Raw genomic sequence first — 20237 nt, 5'->3', positions numbered from 1 at the left:
GTGACCTTCGACGATGATGTCAAAGCCTGCGCCGCGCTGGTTCAGCGAGCGGATCCTGACCGGTTCCGCGCGACGATGGCTGCTCCGGTCGCGGCTCGCGTGGTTTTGTTTCCGATCTATGCGTTGAATGTCGAAGTCGCCCGCGCGCCATGGGTGACGCAAGAGGCCATGATTGCCGAAATGCGGCTGCAATGGTGGCGCGACGCGTTGCAGGAGATTGCAGAAGGGTCCGCGGTTCGGCGGCACGAGGTGGTGACGCCTCTGTCGCGGGTCCTGTCGCCGCATCTGGCAGGCGTACTGGATGAATTTGTTGCCGTAAGACGTTGGGATATATACCGGGATCCGTTCGAGGATCAGGAGCACTTTGACGCCTATATCAACCACAGTTCCGGATCTCTTTTCGTCGCCTCTGCGCAGGCGCTGGGTGTGGCGGATGAAAGCGTGTTGCGCGATTTCGGGTACGGGGTCGGTGTGGCAAATTGGTTCCGCGCCATTCCCGAACTGGAAAAGCGGGGTCGCGTACCTTTGCTTGATGGTACGAAGGGCGGCGTTCAGCAATTGGCCCAATCCGCTTTGGACCGATTGCGCAAGGCGCGATCAAAGCGGGGCGACATCGCACCTGAGGCGCGTCCCGCGCTGTATGCGGGTTGGCTGGCGGAACGAGTTCTGAAGCAGGCCATCGCCCAACCCGAGCGGGTGGCGGCAGGAACGCTTGAGCCAGGCGAAATGCGTCAGCGACTGTCGCTGATGTGGACCGTCGGCAGCGGGCGCTGGTGATCAGACCCTTTCGGGATCGGCCGGGCGCAGAACCAGCCACAGCAATGCGCCACCTGCCAGTGTCAGCAAAGGGATCATGGCCAGGTTGACGGCATTCCACCCCTCGATCGCGGATCCGCCCGAGCAGTTCATCAACCCGCCCGAGGCCAGCGATGCCAATGTCACACCGCCAAACACCAACAGGTCATTGAGGCCCTGCATCCGTCCGCGCTCTTGCGGTTCATGCGACGCGGCCAGCATCGTGGTCGCGCCGATGAAGCCGAAATTCCAACCAATGCCCAGAAGAACAAGGGCGACAAAAAAGTTCCCCAATTCGACGCCTTGCAGCGCAACCACCCCTGATGCGGCAAGTATGGCCAAGCCCAGAGCGACGATCTTTTCAACGCCAAACCGGGCGATCAGGTGCCCGGTAAAGAAGCTGGGGACATACATTGCCAGCACGTGACTTGTCACGATATCCGCCGCGTCATTGGCAGAAAATCCACATCCGACAACGGCAAGCGGCGTCGAGGTCATGACCAGATTCATCAACGCATAAGACACCATGGCACAGATGATCGCGACGGCGATGCGGGGTGTTTTCAGCAACTCGATCCGTGACCGCCCCTTGGGTTCATCGGCCGCAGGTTTCGCAGGTGTCGGAATGTCGAGAAAGAAGAACAGCGCCGAGCCCAGAACGTTGATGCCGATTACGGCCATATATGTTCCCAGAAAAGGGATGACGTATGCTTCAGACGTAAACTTCACGATCTGAGGCCCGATGATGGCGGCCGCCAGCCCGCCGGCCATCACGTATGAAATCGCTTTTGGGCGGTAATCGTCTGACGCGGTGTCTGCTGCCGCAAAGCGATAGAACCCGTGTGCGCTCATGTAGATGCCGGTCAGCAGGCTGCCGACAAGAAAGGTGGGGAACGAGCCCAGAAACAGACCATAGGCCCCGATCAACCCGCCCAGTGCACCGGCCGTTGCCCCGACAAGGAACCCCACGCGACGGCCCCATTTTTGCATGATGGCCGAGATCGGCGTGGCTGCCAGCATCGATCCCAGAACGATCAGGGATATCGGCAGCGTCGCTAGGCAGGGGTTCGAGGCCAGCGACTGACCTGCAAGCCCGCCGACGATGAACATCATCGGCATCTGCGCGCCCAGAATGGCTTGGGCAGCCACCAGTACGGCCACATTGCGTTTGGCCTGCCGGTCGTCCGGAAGGGTTGAAATCATCGTCATGGGCGAATGGTTATCGGCTAAGTGTTTGCGGCACAAGCGGGTTGCATCTGCGTCACATGCGCCTAACCTGCCCGAAACAAAAGAGCAGGGAGGCCGCATGCCCGCGGGCCGCATCATCGAAACATCGGACTGTGTGGCCGAAGGGGCCGAGTGGCTGGCCAAAACCTGTCCGCGCATGGCGTATGCGATGGATCAGACCGGCCCCTTGCCGCTGCGCCGCCGCCCCGATGGGTTTGCGCAATTATTGAGTGCAATTGTCAGTCAGCAAGTCAGCGTGGCTTCGGCCAATGCGATCTGGAAACGGCTTCAGGATGCAAGGTTGACCGGCCCGCGCAAGATCCTGTGGGCAACGGATGATGATCTGCGGGCAGTTGGGCTGAGCCGACAGAAGATCCGATATGCGCGGGCACTGGCCGAGGCACGTATCGACTATAAGGCACTGCGCGATGCAACTGACGCCGATGTCGTCGCCATATTGACGCAAGTTCCGGGTATCGGTGTCTGGACAGCCGAAATCTATGCCATGTTCTCACTGGGTCGCGCAGATGTCATCGCACCCGGTGATCTGGCCCTGCAAGAGGCGGCGCGCATCCTCTATGACTTGCCTGAACGTCCAACGGACAAGGAGCTGCGCAAAATGGCCGAGGCCTGGTCGCCCTGGCGTTCGGTTGCGGCACGGGTGCTGTGGGCCTATTACCGGGTTGCAAAACAAAGAGAAGGGATCAGATGACACGGGTTTTGAATGCGCTCCGGAAAGAGCCTGTTTCGGGCGACACGCGCTCGGTCGTGGTGTTCGTGCATGGCTATGGTGCAAACGGTGCCGATCTGCTGGGATTGGCCGATCCGCTGGGCGAACACCTGCCGGACACGTTGTTCGTGGCCCCCGACGCCCCCGAGCAGATCCCCGGAATGCCCAACGGGTATCAGTGGTTCCCGATTCCGTGGATCGATGGATCTTCCGAAGAAGAAGCCCGCCGGGGCATGGAAATGGCTGTCGAGGACTTCAACGCCTTTCTGGACGCGCTGATGGTGGACGAAGATGTTCTGCCCGAACAGGTTGTGCTGTTTGGCTTCAGCCAGGGCACCATGATGAGCCTGCACGTTGCGCCGCGGCGGGAAGATCCCGTGGCCGGGATCGTAGCCTTTTCAGGCCGTTTTCTGGAACCCGATCTGCTGGTGGATGAAACCGTCAGCCGGATGCCTGTCTTGCTGGTGCATGGCGACGCTGACGACGTCGTTCCCCCACAGTCCCTGCCGGAAGCGGCCGAAGCCTTGCAGGCTGCCGGCTTCAAAGAGGTCTATGCCCATGTCATGAAAGGTACCGGGCACGGTATCGCCCCGGATGGGCTGAGCGTTGCGCTGGCCTTCATGCGCGACAAGCTGAGCCTTTAGTGTTTGGAACCTGATCAGCGGAGCGCCCGTGCGTTCCGCACCGGATCAAGCCCAAAGGTGCGCTTCGGCGAACTCGACCGAGTTTCCGGCCGGGTCGCGCACATACAAAGACCGCACGCCGCCGGGCCAGTCAAACTCGGCATCTACCGGAATATTCCAGTCCAGAAGGTGTTTGCGCATCACTGCGATTTCCTCTCGTGACAGCACAAGACACACATGTCCGGGGCCGCGCGCGCCGTGGGGCGGAACCGGCATACCGGGGTCGAGCGGCGGTTGTTCGGTCTGGTCGGGGTTGAATATAAGCAGGACCGATCCGCCGATGCGATAGAAAACATGGCGGTCAGCGACACGTTGGATGCGTTTGAGCCCAAGAACTTGGCCATAAAACTGTTCCGCCGCGTCCAGATCATCGACATAGAGCGCCGCTTCAAGAATGGCCGAAGGGGCCGGGATGTCAGGCGTTTTCTTCATGACCCCAGTTTAGCAGATCGGGGCAGGGTCTGTCACCGGCGTGGGCGACGGTCGCGCTTGCGTTGGGTGGCCGCGTTCAGTGTCGGCATTGGCAGGCTGTCCCACTGCCCGGGCTCAAGATCATCCAGGGTCCAGTCTCCGATGCGGTACCGGATCAGGCGCAGCGTCGGCAGGCCCACGGCAGCAGTCATCCGGCGCACCTGTCGGTTTTTGCCCTCACGTATGGTCAGTTCAAGCCAGCTGTCCGGTACGGTCTTGCGTTCGCGGATCGGCGGGGTGCGCGGCCAGAGGGCCTCGGGCTCGTCGATTTGGCGGGCCTTGGCAGGACGGGTCAAACCGTCCTTCAATTCGACCCCGTTGCGAAGCGTTTTCAGGGCAGCCTCGTCGGGGGTGCCCTCAACTTGGACCCAATAGGTTTTGGCCATCTTGTACTTTGGGTCAGAGATCTGGGATTGCAGCTTCCCTTGATCCGTCAGCAGCATCAAACCTTCACTGTCACGGTCCAGCCTGCCCGCAGGATAGACGCCCGGCAGATCGATGAAATCGGACAGCGTGCTGCGCGGGCTGTCCGAATTGGCGCGGTCGGTGAACTGCGGCAGAACATCATAAGGTTTATTGAAGCGAATGAACCAGGACATGATCTGCGCATAGCCTGAAGATCACCCCCGGTGCAAGCTGTGGATAACTGTCATGTGCCTGTTACGGATTCGCGTTACCCCGTCTGCGACATATTGTGGAAAATCAGGGCTTGTCAGAGTTTTAACACGATATATAGTTATAAAAAGACCGGGGCGGGTGCTCCCCGCTCTGGTGTCACAAACGGGCAGCTGAGAGCGAGGAGCGATTCTGTGATGGACGGAGACTTCAGGACCGAATTTGTAAGGGAGCCGGGTGCGCTCAAACAACACCCGGCCCTGGTTTTGAACGCCGATTATCGCCCCTTGTCCTATTACCCGCTGTCACTGTGGCCCTGGCAAGAAGCGATCAAGGCGGCCTGGTTGGATCGGGTCGATATCGTGGCTGAATATGACGAAGTCGTCCGCAGCCCGAGCACCGAGATCCGAATACCCTCGGTCGTTGTTTTGAAAGACTATGTAAAACCCAGAAAGCGCGTGGCCTTCACGCGCTTTAATTTATTTTTGCGGGATGAATTCCGCTGCCAGTACTGCGGCAGCCGTGACAACCTGACCTTTGACCATGTGGTACCACGGGCCGCTGGTGGTGTGACCAGTTGGCAGAACGTGGTGGCGGCGTGCAGCCCCTGCAATCTGCGCAAAGGGTCGAAATCGCTGCGCCAGGCTCGGATGACCTTGCGCAAGCCGCCACGTCAGCCCGATGCCGAAGCGTTGCGCAATATCGGACGGAAGTTTCCGCCGAACCACCTGCATGAAAGCTGGATCGATTTCCTGTACTGGGATGCAGAGCTGGACGAGTTCTAAGCCGCGCGGGTTTTCCACGCGGCCAGCCAGATCAGTACCAGCATGGCAGAAGCAATAGCGTTCCAGCCAGCCATCGAGATGCCGAACATTTCCCAGGGGATATCATCGCACCGCACCAAAGGCGCGGACATGATTTGATCGAACAGATCGTCTGCGGACAGACCGCTGATGCTGCCGGATGTGCAGCTGCTTGGGCCTTCCCACCAGCCTTGTTCAACGCCGGCGTGAAATGCACCCACCGCCGATGTCGTCGCGGCCGCCGCTGCGCCCAGCAAAGGAAGAAAGGTCAGCCTCGGTAAAGCCAGAGCCACGGCGCCGATCGCGATTGCCACTGCATGTGGATAGCGCTGCCAGATGCACATCTTGCATGGCGCAAGCCCGCCGAGATGCTGAAAGCCAAAAGCGGCCATAAGAAGCGCCAGTGATCCTAGACTTGCCACCGCGACAAGTTGCGAACGTCTCGTCATAAGTATTTCACCACCAGGAATCCGCCAAACAGGAGGATGATGAACAAAGTGAACATTAGCCCCAGGCGCTTTTCGATGAAGTCGCGGATCGGCTCACCGAATCCCCAGAGCAGGCCTGCCACCAGGAAGAACCTCAAGGCGCGAGCCAGAATCGAGGTGGCAATGAAGGTTCCAAGCGGCATGCCGGTCCAGCCGGACATAATAGTGATGACCTTGTAAGGGAAGGGGGTCACACCAGCGGCCAGAACGGCCCAGAATCCGAAGTCGTTGAAACGGGTATTGAACTCTTCCATGGCATGGGCTTTCCCCATGGATTCCAGAATGGGCTGCCCGATGCTTTCATAGAAAAACGCACCAATCGCATAGCCCAGCATGCCCCCCAGAACCGAAGCCACCAATGCCACGGTTGCGATCAGCCACGCCCGGGACGGGCGGGCCAGAATCATCGGAATCATCAACACATCTGGCGGAATCGGGAAGAACGAACTTTCGATGAAAGCCACGATGGCCAGCGCCCACAGCGCGTGAGGGTGTTCGGCCAGACGAATGGTCCAGTCATAAAGCGATCGTAACATAAAGCACTCAAATCCCGTTTTCGGTCTGAAGCCCAGCCAAACCATGCGCCTGACGGACCGTCAACAGTCGAGGGCGAAACAAATGGAATATTGGATGGTTTTTGCCTCTGGACCTTCGCTCGGATGGGCGCTAATCCAGTGTTCGTGGCCCAAGTGGCGGAATGGTAGACGCAGGGGATTCAAAATCCCCCGCCTTCACGGGCGTGAGAGTTCGAGTCTCTCCTTGGGCACCACAATTCCGACAAACTCAGAACACCGTCCGTCCTCTTGGCGGGGTGCCGTGATCAAGGTGATGATCCGCAACCTAGATTTTCATGTCCTGTTTGAGGTCCTCTGTAGCAGCCCGTGAATGCCACGACGTTCCGGGCCTGCTTCAACGACAGATCATCAGGCCCCCGGCCGGGGGGGATCTTGAACCGGGTTGGTGTTGAAGGGCCTTTGTCAGATTCGCCGGAACGTACAAACGTGATATGCCCTGCCTCCTTATCCGAAACGCGGTTCGCTCTGTTTCGCGGTGATTTGCGCCAGGAATGAGGTCAGGTTTTGGATTTGGAGTGACTGCATGAACCCAGACGGCTCGCTGTGAACTGATGGGGAAAGTTCGGGATTTATGCTCATATATGCGAATTGGCGCAGGTCAGACCGGTGCCGGCCTTGACATTGTGGGTATCTGAATGAAACCTCGAAAGGGTTGGGAGAAATTGGGAAATTCAAAGATTTGTAGCCGTTGCGATGCGGGCCGGTTTGTATTATCGGCACGCTTCCCTGAGCAGGTGATCAAACTTGATTTCCTACTGCCAGACAAAAAAAGTGGGAGTTAACAGATGAAAAACAGCAGCAAACTGAGCGTCGGCGCCTTCGTCACCGCAGCCCTTCTGGCTCCGGCGGCATATGCCGAAGAGTTCATTACGATCGGTACCGGTGGTGTCACCGGCGTTTACTATCCGACCGGCGGCGCGATCTGTCGTCTGGTCAACAAAGGCCGGAAAGAGCACGGCGTGCGCTGCTCGGTCGAATCGACCGGTGGTTCAGTCTACAACATCAACACCATCCGCGAAGGCGAGCTAGAGTTTGGTGTGGCCCAGTCCGACTGGCAGTACCACGCCTATAACGGCACCTCGAAATTCGAAGAAGCCGGCCCGTTCGAAGGCCTGCGCGCCGTGTTCTCGGTGCACCCCGAACCCTTCACCGTTGTGGCCCGCGCCGATTCCGGCATCACCAACTTTGAAGACCTGAAGGGCAAGCGCGTCAACATCGGCAACCCCGGTTCCGGTCAGCGCGGCACCATGGAAGTCCTGCTGGGCGAAATGGGCTGGACCACAGATGATTTCGAACTGGCGACCGAGCTGAAAGCGGCTGAACAGTCGGCAGCCTTGTGCGACAACCAGATCGACGCGATGGTGTACACCGTTGGCCACCCCTCGGGTTCGATTCAGGAAGCCACCACCGCGTGTGACTCGGTTCTGGTGAACGTCAGCGGTGAGGCCGTGGACAAGCTGGTCAACGAAAACTCGTTCTACCGCAAGGCAACCATTCCCGGTGGCATGTACCGTGGATCTGATGAAGACACCTCGACCTTTGGTGTGGGCGCGACCTTCGTGACCTCGGCAGATGTATCGGATGATGCTGTCTATGCGGTCGTCAGTTCGGTCTTTGAAAACTTTGATGATTTCAAAAAGCTGCACCCGGCGTTTGCGAACCTGAAGCCCGAAGAGATGATTGCGGATGGCCTGTCGGCTCCGCTGCATCCGGGTGCCGAGAAGTACTACAAAGAAAAAGGCTGGATTCAGTAAACCAGACCTGACGCAGGGTGCCCACGGGCGCCCTGCACAAAACCCGTGTGAAACGGGATTTCAGAAGGCCGAACAATGGCCGCGACGGGGAGACATTTGATGAATTCCGACACTCAATCCAATCGTCCGCTTTCCGAAGAAGAGCTTCAGGATCTGGTTGCATCTTCTGACGCAGGAGGGCGCAATCCGGTCGGGAACGTGGGCGTTTTCCTTGCGGTCGTGGCCGCGATCTGGTCGATATTTCAAGTTGTTCTGGCCTCGCCCCTGGCGAATTATGTCTTGCCCGGAAGCGTCGTGAACAATGCACGGCAATTCCATCTGGCTTTTGCTTTGTTTCTGGCCTTTGCGGCTTATCCGGCACTCAAATCCAGCCCTCGGAACTATATTCCGGTTCAGGATTGGATCATGGGATTGGTGGGCGCGTTCGTCGCGCTGTACGGCTATTTCTTCTATGACAAGATCGTCAATGCGGGCGGTTTGGCCGACGACACCGACAAATGGGTTGCGTTGCTTGGCCTGGTGCTGTTGTTCGAGGCCGCGCGCCGTGCGCTTGGCCCGGCCATGGCAATTATCGCGACCATATTTTTGGCCTATGTCTTCTTCGGTGCCTCGGAATGGGTGCCCGAAGTTATCCGCTGGAAGGGCGCGAGCCTGAAAAAGGCGATGAGCCACATGTGGATCACGTCAGAGGGCGTGTTTGGTATCGCACTGGGTGTTTCCACGAAATTCGTCTTCTTGTTCGTTTTGTTCGGCGCATTGCTGGATAAAGCCGGGGCAGGGAACTACTTTATCAAGATGGCCTTTGGGGCCCTGGGCCACCTGCGTGGTGGTCCGGCCAAGGCGGCGGTTGTGGGCTCGGCTGCGACCGGCCTGATCTCGGGCTCGTCGATTGCCAATGTTGTTACCACCGGTACCTTCACCATCCCGCTGATGAAGCGCGTCGGGTTCAGCAGTGAACAAGCGGGCTCGGTCGAGGTTGCCAGTTCGGTCAACGGGCAGATCATGCCGCCGGTGATGGGGGCCGCTGCATTCCTGATGGTGGAATATGTGGGCATCTCATATGTCGAGGTGATCACCCATGCCTTCTTGCCGGCAGCGATTTCCTACATCGCACTCGTTTACATCGTGCATCTCGAGGCCGTGAAGCGGAACATGCCCACGCTGGGCGACCGCGATGTGCATCTGGCGCGGACCGTGGTGGGGATGCTGGGTTTCTTCCTAGTGTTTGCAGGTCTTTGCTATGGCTCACAATTCCCGGTGGATGCCGTGACAAGCTGGGTGCCGTCGGCCGCTGGGATCGTGCTCAGCCTGATTATCTGCGCGGTTTATGTCGCACTGCTCTATCTGGCGGCACAGGTTCCGGATCTGGAACCCGACGACCCTAACGCAAAAGAGGTTACGCTTCCGGTCATCGCCGATATCTACAAAGCTGGCCTGCATTACCTACTGCCGATCATCGTTCTGGTCTATTTCCTGATGATCGAACAGAAGTCACCGGGCCTGTCCGCCTTCTGGGCCACATCGCTGCTGTTTGTCATCCTGCTGACGCAGAAGCCGCTGAAAGCGATGTTCCGGGGGCAGAGCAACCTGTACAACACTTTCATCGATGGTGTTGCCGACCTGTGGCAAGGTCTGATCGACGGGGCACGCAATATGATCGGCATCGCGCTTGCCACGGCAACCGCGGGCGTGATCGTGGGAACCGTCACGTTGACGGGTGTTGGTCAGGTGATGGCCGATCTGGTCGAGTTCCTGTCGGGCGGCAATCTGATCCTGATGCTGGTCATGGTCGGGCTGCTCAGCCTGATCCTGGGCATGGGTCTGCCGACAACCGCGAACTATATCGTTGTCAGCTCGTTGATGGCCGGGGTGGTTGTTGAGTTGGGCGCCCAAAGCGGGCTGATCGTTCCATTGATCGCTGTCCACCTGTTCGTGTTCTATTTCGGGATCATGGCCGACGTGACACCTCCGGTCGGGCTGGCCAGTTTTGCTGCTGCGGCTGTGTCGGGCGGTGATGCGATCAAAACCGGTTTCACGGCGTTCTTCTACAGCCTGCGTACCGTGGCGCTGCCCTTCGTGTTCATTTTCAACACCGATCTTCTGCTGATCGATGTGACATGGGTCGAAGGGATCATAGTGGCGATTTTTGCGACGATAGCGATCCTTGTCTTCACGGCAGGCACCATGGGGTACTTCCTGACCCACAGCCGCATCTACGAAAGTATCGCTCTGATCGCCGTTGCCTTCGCCCTGTTCAGGCCGGATTTCTTCATGGATCGCATCGCACCTCCATACACTTCGGTCGAGCCTGCGGCGTTTGTCGAAACCATCGGCCAAACTTCACCCGGAACCGAGGTTCGCATGGTGATCAGCGGGCCGGATTTTGATACCGGCAAGATGGTGGACACCACGATTGTGGTGCCAGTCGGATCCGAAGAGGGCGGTGAAGCGCGCGTCGATGCCATGGGGCTGCTGTTGCTGGAAGAGGATGGCCTTGTCAAACTTGACGAGCCGATGTTTGGATCACCGGTTGCCGAAGATCTGGCCAACTTTGACTATTACGGTGACGAGGCCGTGCGTCTGAGCTCGGTCAGCCTGCCGTCCAGCCAGCCTCCGAAGCAACTGGTCTATATCCCGGCGCTGATCCTTCTGGGTCTGATCGCTTTCCTGCAACGCGGCCGTGCCGCCAGACAAGAGGTGCTCGTATGACACGTTCCGTTCTGTGTGCCGTTGATATCAGCAATGGCGAGATTGATGCACCGGTGCTGCAAAAAGCAGCCGCTCTGGCGGATATGGAAGGGGCGCAACTTGACGTGGTAACAGTGCTGCCCGATTTCGGGGAAAGCTGGGTGTCGGGGTTTTTTGAATCCGGTTTTCATGACAAGGCGTTGGAGGAAGCGCAGGCCAAGCTGACGGCGCTTTGCGTATCGGCCCTGGGGGCCGAGCGCAACGAAACCATCCGCCATGTGGTTGCGACAGGAACAGCTTATCAGGAGATTTTGAAGACGGCCGAAAGTGCCGGCTCTGATTTGATCGTAATCGGAGCCCACAAGCCGGATTTCAAGGATTACCTGCTGGGCCCGAATGCCGCGCGCGTGGTGCGACATTCCAACGTTTCGGTTTACGTGGTGCGCTGACGCGAAAAGCAGATGCCGTGCACAGAGGCCGGAGCCCCGACGGTCGCCTGCCACCGTTCGGGCTCCGCAGCCAGGTCAGTAGCCCGTCATCTCGAGATACCCAACGCCCTCGTGGCTGCCGGTGACCGTGACCGGACCTTCCCAATATTCAAAACGCGTCCCCATCCAGGCGTCCGGCGTAAGGGCGGATACCTTGACGTCGATGCTTCGGTCGGCAAGCACGACGCGCCATTGCGTCGGGACGTCGCGCCCTGCCACCTGATCGGTCGCAAGCGGCTCAAGCCTGACGGACCCGTCGGGGATGGCATCGGTGCTGCCGTCTGAATTGATCCATGTGGCCGAAGTGAAATCGCCGCGACCACCGCGCAGGCGAAAGGCCATCAGCTTGTCCCCGTCCTCGAAGCTGAGCGAAAACCAGTCCCAGCCGGTTTGATCCTCGGCCAGGGGCTGCGAAGACCATTCCCGGTCCAGCCAGCCCTGACCGGTGACGCGCATATCACCATCCGGCAGGTGCAGTACGCCTTCGACTGAATAGAAGGGTTGCGAATAGTAATAGCTGGCTTGCCCGTCAGCGGATTTCACGGAATAGCCCGCTTGGCCATGAAACACCAACGGGCCTTGTGCGCTCAGCGCAAGATCGTACCCGAAATCAGCCCCATTCGCGGTCAAAGTCAGGGTATCCATATCCATATCCGGTCCGGCCATGCGCCATTCGTCGATCCAGGCCTCGAACGGTTGCACCGCAACACCTGCCTGCCCAATCCCCCCACGCGACAGGCGTTCGGCAAAATAGTGGGTGTCAGGCGTTGTGACAGCCGCATGGCCCATCCAGATCTGCGGGCTTTGCCATCCATCTGTTTCAAACGGTTTCAGGGCCGACCGGAAAAGGGTCCATTGGATGCCATAGTCACGCCCGTCCTCGCCTTTGAGGTTGGCCGTCAGATACCACCATTCGATCCGATAGGCGGGGTGAGGTCCGTGGTCTTTGGGAAAGTCGAATTCAATCCCCGCCTGCGGAACCTCGAACCCTTCCGCCGACCCTCCAAGACCTGCAAAACCCTGCGCCCAAAGAGGCGATGGGCACAAAAACACGAGAACGGCTAAAAGGGCATTAACGTTCATTGGCGAACACCTTCAGCAAATCGGCAGGGGGCAGACGCAACATGCGCAGCGCGGGCAGGGCCGCTGCAACCAGGGCGGCCAGCAGGGTCAGCAGGAACAGCCATAACCAATCCCAGGGAAATACGAACATCGGCAACCGCCAGCCAAAGGCTTGCACATTGATCACTGCCAACAGAACCCAGGCGAGGATCAGACCAAGCGGCAACGCCAGGCACGCGGTCAGAGCCGCGAGCAGTACGCTGCGCAAAAGCTCCAGCCGCGCCAGTTGCGCCCGGTTCAGTCCCAGCGCCCATACCGGAGCAATCTGAGGCAAGCGCTGGGTCCACAGGGTCAGCAGGCTGGTGAGTATGGCAAATACCGCCACGCCGAGGGTCAGAACATTGAGCGCCGATGTCACGACAAAGGTCTTTTCGAAGACTGCTAATGATTGCGCCTTCATGGCGGCCTGCTGGACCACGGCCTGACGCGGCAGGGCAAACCGCTCGCGCAAGGCTTGCGCCATTTCAGTCGCCTGTTCGGGGTTCAAACGGACGCCAAACCGTCGGGTTTCGGCCCCTGGTGCGATCCGGTCAAGTTGGCTCATCGACACAATGGCTTGCCCGGTTGGATTTCCATAATCCGAATAAACCCCGGCGATGGTCAGCGTTCGATCCGGGGACAGCGTCAGCGTGTCTCCGGGCCATAGGTTCGCGCGCCGTGCCAGTTGTTCGTTGATCAGAACCGCGTCTCCGGCCATCACGTCGTCCCATACGGTCGAGTTCGCCGATATCAACGGCCAGTGCTGCCGATAGACCGGATCGTCTATGACCCCGTACAGAAACAGGGGGCCCGTTTCGTGCGACAGTTCCATGTTGCGAATTGGAAGGATGGCGTCGACCTGTGGCCGCAGCCAATCCGTGATCTCGCGCCCCTGTTCTTCGTCACGGACGGTCAGATAAAGCTCTGAAGTCAGGCGCTGGTCGAGCCAGCCCACAAATGTCAGCCGGAAACTTGAAACCATTGTGCCCACACCGATATTTGCCGCAAGCGCAAGCAACAGGGCCATCAGGGCAAGCGACAGCCCGGGCAATTGGGCGCGCATGTCGGCCCAGACCCACTGCGCGACGGCGCCACGGGACCTGTTGCCAAAGACGGAAAGCGCAAAGGTCAGAAGCGCCGGCAACAAAAGCGCGGCACCCGTCAGCAATCCGGCCAACAGCACGAAACCGGCAACCAGACCACCGATGCCGAGATAGGCGATGACACCGCCGACGATCAGGGACAAGCCGAGCAAACCTGTCACAAGACGTGTGCCGGCATTGCCCTGCCAGGCTTGCACACCGGGCCCCGCCAGAAGGGGCATACGAGACAATCGCCACAGCGCATGGCCACTGGCAAACAAGGTGCCGCAGACAGCCATCGCCATCCCGGCAAACACCCAATGGGGGTGCAGTGTCAGCTGTCCGGTCACGGGCGCACCATACAGGCCGCGAAGGGTTGCTGCGACATCGGGCAACAACGCTCCGGCCAGAAAGAACCCAAGAAGCAGACCCAAGGTTCCACCGATCAGGGCCAGCCCCGTCAGTTCGGTCAGGATCAGGAAGACCAGCCGCCGCATCGAAACGCCCAGTGCACGCAGGGTGCGGATCATGCCTCGGCGTTGGGCGAAAGCCAGCCCGACGGTGCCGTTCACGATGAACAGGCCAACGGCAAAGGACAGCAGGCCAAAAGCCGACAGGTTCAGGTGAAAACTGTCAGTCAGCCGAGCAGTATCGACTTGCGAGGATGGGCTGGCGCGCTCCAGTTCGGGCGCGACTTCGGCCAAAGGTGGCCGATCACGCGGCTGATCCGGCAACACAATGAGGCGCGAGATGAAACCGGTTTGGTTCAGCAGGGCTTCGGCTGTGCCGATATCCGTCAGAATTACGTCCGGTGGCAGCGCCGTGGTGATTGAAAACGGCGGAAGGTTGTTCTGGTCGCGCAACAGCGGCTCCAACTCTGCCGCGATCAGAAGTCGCCCCGGAGCGGTCAGCATGTCCGCCGGCTCAGTCGGCGCGGTGCTTTGGTCGGCTTCGGTGACGGCGGGCAGGGCCGGGTAGGCGACCATGTCCACACCCATCAGGCGCAATGTGCGGCCCTGGATTCGATAGGGGCCCTCCAGGACGGCCGCCACCTGCCAGCCAGCACGACGCAGATCGACGTAACGAGAAACCGGGATCAGACCGGAAGGATCGCGCAGCTCGTCGAACTGCCCAAGGGCAAGCTGCGCGTTGGCCCGGGCATAGCTGGCGCGCGCTTCGGCATTGATGGCCTGAACCGCGGACCAGAGACCGGTGGCCAACGCGATGCCTGTCAAAAGCGTCGCCAGCTGCAACCAGTGCACCCGCCAGTGTGACATCAAAGCCTGAATGACGGCGCGTGTCATTGGATACGACCACCGCAGAGCTGGACGGTTCGATCCAGTCGGGCCGCAATCTGTTGGGAATGCGTGACCAACAGAAGCGCTGCGCCGGTATCAGCCACCAAGGCCAACATCAGATCCAGAACCCTTGCGCTGGCGGTTTCATCCAGATTGCCCGTGGGCTCATCCGCCAGCAGCAGTTTCGGACGCGCAGCCATGGCACGACCAATCGCGACCCGCTGCTGTTGCCCGCCGGACAGGTTTTCGGGATATCGGTCCAAAAGATCGGACAGGCCCAAGCGTTCCGTCAGATGCGCGGTCCAATCGGCATCCTCAGCGTCGGCAAGGCGGGCGTGAAAGGAAAGGTTCTGCGCAACGGTCAGCGAAGGGATCAGATTGAACTGCTGAAACACCAACGAAAGCTGACTGCGCCGCAATTCAGCCCGCCCGGCATCGTCCAGATGGGACAGGGGCGTTCGGTTCAAGATGATTTCACCGCTGTCGAAACAATCAAGCGCTGCGGCAAGGTTCAGCAGAGTGCTTTTGCCACTGCCGCTTTCGCCGGTCAGGGCCAGTGTTTGCCCTTCATCCAATGTCAGCGACACGTCGCGCAGAACCGGGCGTCCGCCGGGATAGGTTTTCTGAACACGGTCGATGGTCAACAGCATGATCTGGCCTTTTTTTCTTCCAAGGATGTGCGACGGAATTCCAAACTGTCCAGTGCGGACCGGTACCCGGTTCCATTCGCCGCAGGCTTTTGGCGCGATCGCCGGGGTTGTGCCTCGCACCTCAAAGGGCCATTCTGCCCGGACGGTCCACTGTCGTAAATCAGGATGAAAAACATGACGTTGCTGCATCAGATCGTTTGGGGCAGTACATTTCTGGCGCTCTGCTTCTTGGTCGAGATTCTTTTGTTGACCTGGTGTACCGTCACGATCATCAAGTGGGATGAAAAATGGTCGGCCAAGGGGGTGTTCTTTGGCACGGCAACACCAATCGCGGTATCTTTGGCCTTTATCGTCGCCACGCACACGATTCAGGTCTGGATTTGGGCCATCGTCTGGGTGTTGCTTGAGGTTCTGCCGGATTGGAACTCGGCCATCTATTTCTCATTGGTGACGTTCACGACCCTGGGATACGGCGATATCGTTTTGGGCGAAGGGTTGCGCATCTTTGGGTCTTTTGCCGCGGTTGCTGGTCTTCTGGCCTTTGGTCTGTCGACCGCTTACCTGGTGGCGATGATGACGCGCGTCTTTCAAGAGAAGTTCTTTACCTAGAGGATAGGCGCAAACAACCGCGCCAATGGGGCGCCAAACCGGATATGCGCGGGTTGCTGGGCCAGACTGCGCGTCAATTCATAGCTTGCCTCGAAATCCGCGCGTAGCATGTGATCAACAGCCAGGGCTGCGCGGGCATCGAAAAACAGGGCCATCGCCTCGAAGTTCAGCCGGAAGGACCGGTTGTCCAGATTGGTCGTGCCGACCGCAGCCAGCGTGTCGTCTACCACGAAAACCTTCTGGTGCATGAAACCGTCCGTGTATCGGAACACGCGTACGCCGCAATCGCGGATTTCGTCGAAATAGGCAAAAGCAGCCAGCCACGGCAGCCGATGATCAATCATATCCGGGACAAGGATGCGCACGTCCACACCGCGCATCGCTGCATGTTGCAGAGCGGTCATGACGTCGATGTCGGGCACAAAATAGGGCGAGGCAATCCACAGTCTTTCTTTCGCCTCGGCGATGGCCGAAAAGAACATCATGGCGCCGGTTTCGGTTTCGTCTCCGGGTCCGGTGGCCACCAATAGGGCATTCATGTCTTGCTCGGCCTCGCTGCCTGCCCAGTCGAGGTCGTCAATCAGGTCTTCATCGCGGGCCCAGTGCCAGTCTTCGGTGAAGATGAGCTGCAATTGCCGGACGATGTGGCCGGTCATCTTGATATGCGTGTCGCGCCAATGGCCGAAATGCGGGTCTTCGCCCAGATATTCAACACCCACGTTGTGACCGCCGATAAAGCCTGTTTCACCGTCGATGATGACGGTTTTACGATGGTTCCGGTAATTCAGCTGAAACCTGAAATTCGGCCCGCGTTGTTCACGCGGGTCGGCCACGTCAATTCCGGCCTCGCGCATTGTGTCCAGATAGGTGTTTGCCAATCCATAGCTGCCGACGGCATCGGTCATGAAACGGACATGCACCCCGCGTTTCGCAGCCTCTATCAGCTTGGTCTGAAGCTGTCGGCCCAAGGCATCGTCTCTGACGATGTAGAATTGGATCAGGATATAGTTCCTGGCCTCGTCTATCGCCTGAAAAATGGCGTCAAACGTTGCCTGACCATCGATCAGAAGCTGAGCGCCATTGCCACTGGATACCGGAAGATGAGCCAGAAATTCGAATGGTCGTGGATTGACCGACATCGTGGATGGGTCAGGTCTGGAGTAGTCAGCAAAGGTCTTGATGCCTTCGACGACCCGTTCGCTTTGTTGGCGCGAGATGCGATAGCCGCGAAACCTGTGATGCCCCAGAAACAGGTACATCGGAACCGCAAAGATTGGCGCCGATACCAAAAAGACCACCCAGCCAACGGCTCCTTGCGGTGTGCGCGCGGTTTGTGCCGCGCGCACCGAAAACACAACTGCAGTTGCGTACAACGCAAAAACAAAGATGGATACAAGCAATGTCCACATGGGCGTTAAGTCTTTCGGGTCGTTCAGTTTCCTCCAGTGTAGACCCGCGACCAGTCTTTCGCCATATCGACGATGATCCAGCCTTTGTCCGGCCCCTGATCCAGACCGTCAACCAACCGCCCAATCGGACTTTCCCGATCATAGGCCCATTCACGTTCGGCATCCGTATGGTGGATCAGAACACCCAGCCGTGGTCCGTTACCCGAGGTTGTCCAATCCAGCATGGCGAAATCGCCGTCCGAGTTTCCTCCGGCCAGAATGGGGCGTTTGCCGATCGTGCGTTCGATGTTGATGGGTTTGCCTTCCTTGTCGTCGATGAAGGCAATCCCGGGGGCCTTGATGACAGTCGGAACGCCATCGACATCTTCGAATGTCGAGTTTCCATAGGTGCCCAGAATCTGTTCCGGCGGAATGCCATAGGCCTGTTCCGCGAAGACCCGCATGAAATGAATACCGCCGCCCGAGACAATATAGGTCTTGAACCCTTCGTCCCGAAGATAGCGCAACAGCTCGACCATGGGCTGATAGGTCATCTGGTCATAGGGCAATCCGGTGTCCGGGTGTCGGGCCTCGGCCAGCCATTCCGCGACTTGGGCCTGAAACGCCTCGACAGTCGTTCCGGAATGTGACGCGTTGACAACTTCGATCAACGCATCGTGGCCCCCTTGAAGAACCGTCGCAAGATCACCTTCGGCAGCGGCTTTCAAAGCGGGTGTGGACAGGATCGAAGGATCTTGTTCAGCCAGTTCAGAAAGCCGATCCATGGCAAAGATAAACTGGAAATAAACCGGCTGTTCGGCCCAGAGTGTGCCATCATTGTCAAATACCGCGATCCGATCTGAAGGCGTCACATAGTCAGGTCCTTCCGCGTCGGTAACACTGGACACGAATTCAAGGATCGCTTCTTTTGCCGCTGTGGCGTTCCAACTGGGCAGCGGATCAGCGAGCAGGGATACGGGAACACAGGTCAGAAAGGCACCTAAAAGAATGTGTTTCATGAAGCTCTCGATATCTGTTGTGTTGAAAAAAGGCCGCCCTGCGCAGGGCGGCCTACAGCGTGGGGCCGCCGGGCCTAGTTGTTGGTCGGCGTTGTCAGCTTCTCCATGACCTGATCTAGGTTGAAGCTGGCTGCTTTCTGACGTGGCGGGAACTCCTGGAACGTACTGAGGAAATTGCCAACGTATTGCTGGGCGGGCACAAGGAAATAGGCCCGGTCCAACAGCCAATCGTAATAGGTGTTGGACGTGCGGTACGCGCGTTCATACGGATCGCGGCGCAGGTTGACGATCAGCGGGATGCGCAGTTCGGTCCATGGTTCGATCCAGGCACGCAACGTGGCCCAGGCTTTCTGCTCCAGGAAGATGAGCTTCCAGTCTTCGAAGCGCAGCGCCGTGAGGTCACCATCATCCGAGAAATAGAAGATTTCTTTCCGGGGGCTTGCCGCAGTCTCACCAGTCAGCAGCGGCAGAATATTGTAGCCATCAAGGTGCACCTTATAGTCGCGATCCATGCCCGATGAGCTGTAGCCGGCCTTCAGTTTTTCCTTGATGTCCGGATCGCCGGCCACAGCGAGGTAAGTGGGCAGCCAGTCCATGTGATGCACGATCTCGTTGGTGACTGATCCGGCCTCGATCTTGCCCGGCCAGCGTACCATTGACGGAACACGCCAACCACCTTCCCAGTTGGTATTCTTCTCGCCCCAGAACGGCGTCGCAGCTGCATCCGGCCAGGTGTTCATGTGCGGACCATTGTCAGTGGAATAGTGCACGATCGTGTTGTCAGCGATGCCAAGCTCGTCCAGCAGATCCAGCAGCTGACCTACATGCATGTCGTGTTCGATCATACCGGCGGTGTATTCATCAGCGACCCGCCCCGACAACTCATTGGCCTTGGCGCGCATCTCGTCTTTGACGTGGGTGCGGAAGTGCATGCGGGTACCGTTCCACCAGACATAGAAGGGCTGACCTTGCTCATGCGCCCGCTTGATGAAGTCGATGGCCGCGGCCACGGTTTCGTCATCTACCGTTTCCATGCGCTTGCGGGTCAAGGGTCCGGTGTCTTCGATCGTGCCATCCGCTTTGGACTTGATGACGCCGCGCGGGCCATAGGCCTCGCGGAAGGTGCGCCCATCCGCCAGAACGCGATCACCCGGATAGTCTTCGTTTTCCGGCTCTTCTTCGGCATTCAGGTGGTAAAGATTGCCAAAAAACTCATCAAAACCGTGGTTTGTCGGAAGATGTTCGTCTTTGTCACCAAGGTGGTTTTTGCCGAATTGACCGGTCACATAGCCGTGGTCTTTAAGAAGCCCCGGGATAGTTGGGTCTTCAACCTGCATTCCAAGATCTGCCCCAGGCAGGCCGACTTTGGAAAGACCGGTGCGGAACACGGATTGCCCCATGATGTATGACGAACGGCCGGCGGTACAGGATTGTTCACCGTAGTAATCGGTAAAGATCATGCCTTCTTTGGCAACCCTGTCTATATTGGGTGTCTGATATCCCATGAGACCCATTGTATAGGCCGAGATGTTGGATTGACCGATATCGTCGCCCCATATCACAAGAATATTGGGCTTTTGATCCTGCGCCCAGGCGGGCACGGCAAGGGCGACAGTTACGGTCGCCACCGCGAACCGGCGCAGTGTTCTACGCCAATTATCTGCAATCATTCGTGGAGAAGACATGAAGTGCTCCTGATCAGTCGAGCCTTAATGACCCGGAAAATTGAAATTTAATTGAAGCCGCTAGCTTATAACTTGAAGCTGCAAGCAA

19 protein-coding genes and 1 tRNA gene are annotated in these 20237 nt (G+C 58.6%); 9 read left to right on the top strand and 11 right to left on the bottom strand.

Features of this window, described 5'->3' with window-relative positions:
• Complete coding sequence (locus GS614_RS02350; RefSeq protein WP_171116538.1) at positions 1-777, top strand: squalene/phytoene synthase family protein; 777 nt, start codon at positions 1-3, stop codon at positions 775-777.
• Here the strand turns inward: GS614_RS02350 and GS614_RS02345 are convergent, their stop codons facing one another.
• Positions 778-2004, bottom strand: a complete 1227-nt coding sequence (locus GS614_RS02345) for an MFS transporter (RefSeq protein WP_171725413.1) — start codon at positions 2002-2004, stop codon at positions 778-780.
• Positions 2005-2101: 97 nt separating this feature from the next.
• Here GS614_RS02345 and GS614_RS02340 point away from each other — a divergent pair, with 97 nt between their 5' ends.
• Together GS614_RS02340 and GS614_RS02335 are read left to right on the top strand one after the other, a co-directional pair.
• The gene (locus GS614_RS02340; protein ID WP_171115777.1) at positions 2102-2734 is read left to right on the top strand and encodes a DNA-3-methyladenine glycosylase; all 633 of its coding nucleotides are present in this window, start codon (positions 2102-2104) and stop codon (positions 2732-2734) included.
• Entirely contained in the window at positions 2731-3396 is a 666-nt protein-coding gene (locus GS614_RS02335) for an alpha/beta hydrolase (protein WP_171725412.1), read from the top strand. The genes GS614_RS02340 and GS614_RS02335 overlap by 4 nt, the downstream gene beginning before the upstream one ends.
• 45 nt (positions 3397-3441) lie before the next feature.
• Here GS614_RS02335 and GS614_RS02330 read toward each other — a convergent pair whose 3' ends face one another.
• Together GS614_RS02330 and GS614_RS02325 are read right to left on the bottom strand one after the other, a co-directional pair.
• Positions 3442-3867, bottom strand: a complete 426-nt coding sequence (locus GS614_RS02330; RefSeq protein ID WP_171725411.1) for a VOC family protein — start codon at positions 3865-3867, stop codon at positions 3442-3444.
• Positions 3868-3899: 32 nt separating this feature from the next.
• Complete coding sequence (locus GS614_RS02325) at positions 3900-4505, bottom strand: rRNA large subunit pseudouridine synthase E (protein WP_171725410.1); 606 nt, start codon at positions 4503-4505, stop codon at positions 3900-3902.
• Between the two features lie 213 nt (positions 4506-4718).
• Between GS614_RS02325 and GS614_RS02320 the strand changes: the two genes are divergently transcribed.
• Complete coding sequence (locus GS614_RS02320) at positions 4719-5306, top strand: HNH endonuclease (protein WP_152458073.1); 588 nt, start codon at positions 4719-4721, stop codon at positions 5304-5306.
• Here GS614_RS02320 and GS614_RS02315 read toward each other — a convergent pair.
• Together GS614_RS02315 and GS614_RS02310 are read right to left on the bottom strand one after the other, a co-directional pair.
• Positions 5303-5773 carry a disulfide bond formation protein B gene (locus GS614_RS02315; RefSeq protein ID WP_171725409.1) on the bottom strand — a complete coding sequence of 157 codons (471 nt, stop codon included), beginning with the start codon at positions 5771-5773 and terminating at the stop codon, positions 5303-5305. The two genes, GS614_RS02320 and GS614_RS02315, sit on opposite strands and share 4 nt — an antisense overlap.
• Positions 5770-6348: a YqaA family protein gene (locus GS614_RS02310; protein ID WP_152458071.1), complete on the bottom strand. Its 579-nt coding sequence runs from the start codon at positions 6346-6348 to the stop codon at positions 5770-5772. Before GS614_RS02310 ends, GS614_RS02315 begins: the two co-directional genes overlap by 4 nt.
• 147 nt (positions 6349-6495) lie before the next feature.
• On the opposite strand from GS614_RS02310, the gene GS614_RS02305 reads away from it, so the two are divergent.
• The 4 genes from GS614_RS02305 (at position 6496) to GS614_RS02290 (ending at position 11278) form a co-directional block, all read left to right on the top strand.
• Positions 6496-6581: transfer RNA gene (locus GS614_RS02305), tRNA-Leu, on the top strand.
• A gap of 591 nt (positions 6582-7172) precedes the next feature.
• A complete protein-coding gene (locus tag GS614_RS02300) occupies positions 7173-8141 on the top strand; it encodes a TAXI family TRAP transporter solute-binding subunit (protein WP_171115786.1) in 969 nt (322 codons plus the stop codon).
• A gap of 99 nt (positions 8142-8240) precedes the next feature.
• Positions 8241-10850 carry a TRAP transporter permease gene (locus tag GS614_RS02295; RefSeq protein ID WP_171725408.1) on the top strand — a complete coding sequence of 870 codons (2610 nt, stop codon included), beginning with the start codon at positions 8241-8243 and terminating at the stop codon, positions 10848-10850.
• A complete protein-coding gene (locus GS614_RS02290; RefSeq protein ID WP_171115790.1) occupies positions 10847-11278 on the top strand; it encodes a universal stress protein in 432 nt (143 codons plus the stop codon). The genes GS614_RS02295 and GS614_RS02290 overlap by 4 nt, the downstream gene beginning before the upstream one ends.
• A 75-nt stretch (positions 11279-11353) precedes the next feature.
• Here the strand turns inward: GS614_RS02290 and GS614_RS02285 are convergent, their stop codons facing one another.
• The 3 genes from GS614_RS02285 to GS614_RS02275 are packed head-to-tail and all read right to left on the bottom strand — an operon-like array spanning position 11354 to position 15448.
• Complete coding sequence (locus GS614_RS02285; RefSeq protein ID WP_171725407.1) at positions 11354-12400, bottom strand: lipocalin-like domain-containing protein; 1047 nt, start codon at positions 12398-12400, stop codon at positions 11354-11356.
• Positions 12390-14804 (bottom strand): FtsX-like permease family protein, encoded by a 2415-nt coding sequence (locus GS614_RS02280; protein ID WP_171725406.1) that lies wholly within the window; start codon positions 14802-14804, stop codon positions 12390-12392. Before GS614_RS02280 ends, GS614_RS02285 begins: the two co-directional genes overlap by 11 nt.
• Complete coding sequence (locus GS614_RS02275) at positions 14801-15448, bottom strand: ABC transporter ATP-binding protein (RefSeq protein ID WP_171328300.1); 648 nt, start codon at positions 15446-15448, stop codon at positions 14801-14803. Before GS614_RS02275 ends, GS614_RS02280 begins: the two co-directional genes overlap by 4 nt.
• A 174-nt stretch (positions 15449-15622) precedes the next feature.
• Here GS614_RS02275 and GS614_RS02270 point away from each other — a divergent pair, with 174 nt between their 5' ends.
• Positions 15623-16057 carry an ion channel gene (locus GS614_RS02270; RefSeq protein WP_152458063.1) on the top strand — a complete coding sequence of 145 codons (435 nt, stop codon included), beginning with the start codon at positions 15623-15625 and terminating at the stop codon, positions 16055-16057.
• Here GS614_RS02270 and cls read toward each other — a convergent pair.
• The 3 genes from cls to GS614_RS02255 all read right to left on the bottom strand — a co-directional run bounded on the left by cls (position 16054) and on the right by GS614_RS02255 (position 20149).
• Complete coding sequence (gene cls / locus GS614_RS02265) at positions 16054-17466, bottom strand: cardiolipin synthase (protein ID WP_171231591.1); 1413 nt, start codon at positions 17464-17466, stop codon at positions 16054-16056. The two genes, GS614_RS02270 and cls, sit on opposite strands and share 4 nt — an antisense overlap.
• 23 nt (positions 17467-17489) lie before the next feature.
• Positions 17490-18464, bottom strand: a complete 975-nt coding sequence (locus tag GS614_RS02260) for an HAD family phosphatase (protein ID WP_171725405.1) — start codon at positions 18462-18464, stop codon at positions 17490-17492.
• A gap of 74 nt (positions 18465-18538) precedes the next feature.
• Positions 18539-20149, bottom strand: a complete 1611-nt coding sequence (locus GS614_RS02255) for an arylsulfatase (RefSeq protein ID WP_253285273.1) — start codon at positions 20147-20149, stop codon at positions 18539-18541.
• Between the last annotated feature and the right edge of the window lie 88 nt (positions 20150-20237).

The sequence above is a fragment of the Ruegeria sp. HKCCD6604 genome (genome assembly GCF_013110635.1).
GTDB lineage: Bacteria > Pseudomonadota > Alphaproteobacteria > Rhodobacterales > Rhodobacteraceae > Ruegeria.
This window is presented reverse-complemented; position numbering and strand designations above follow the sequence as displayed.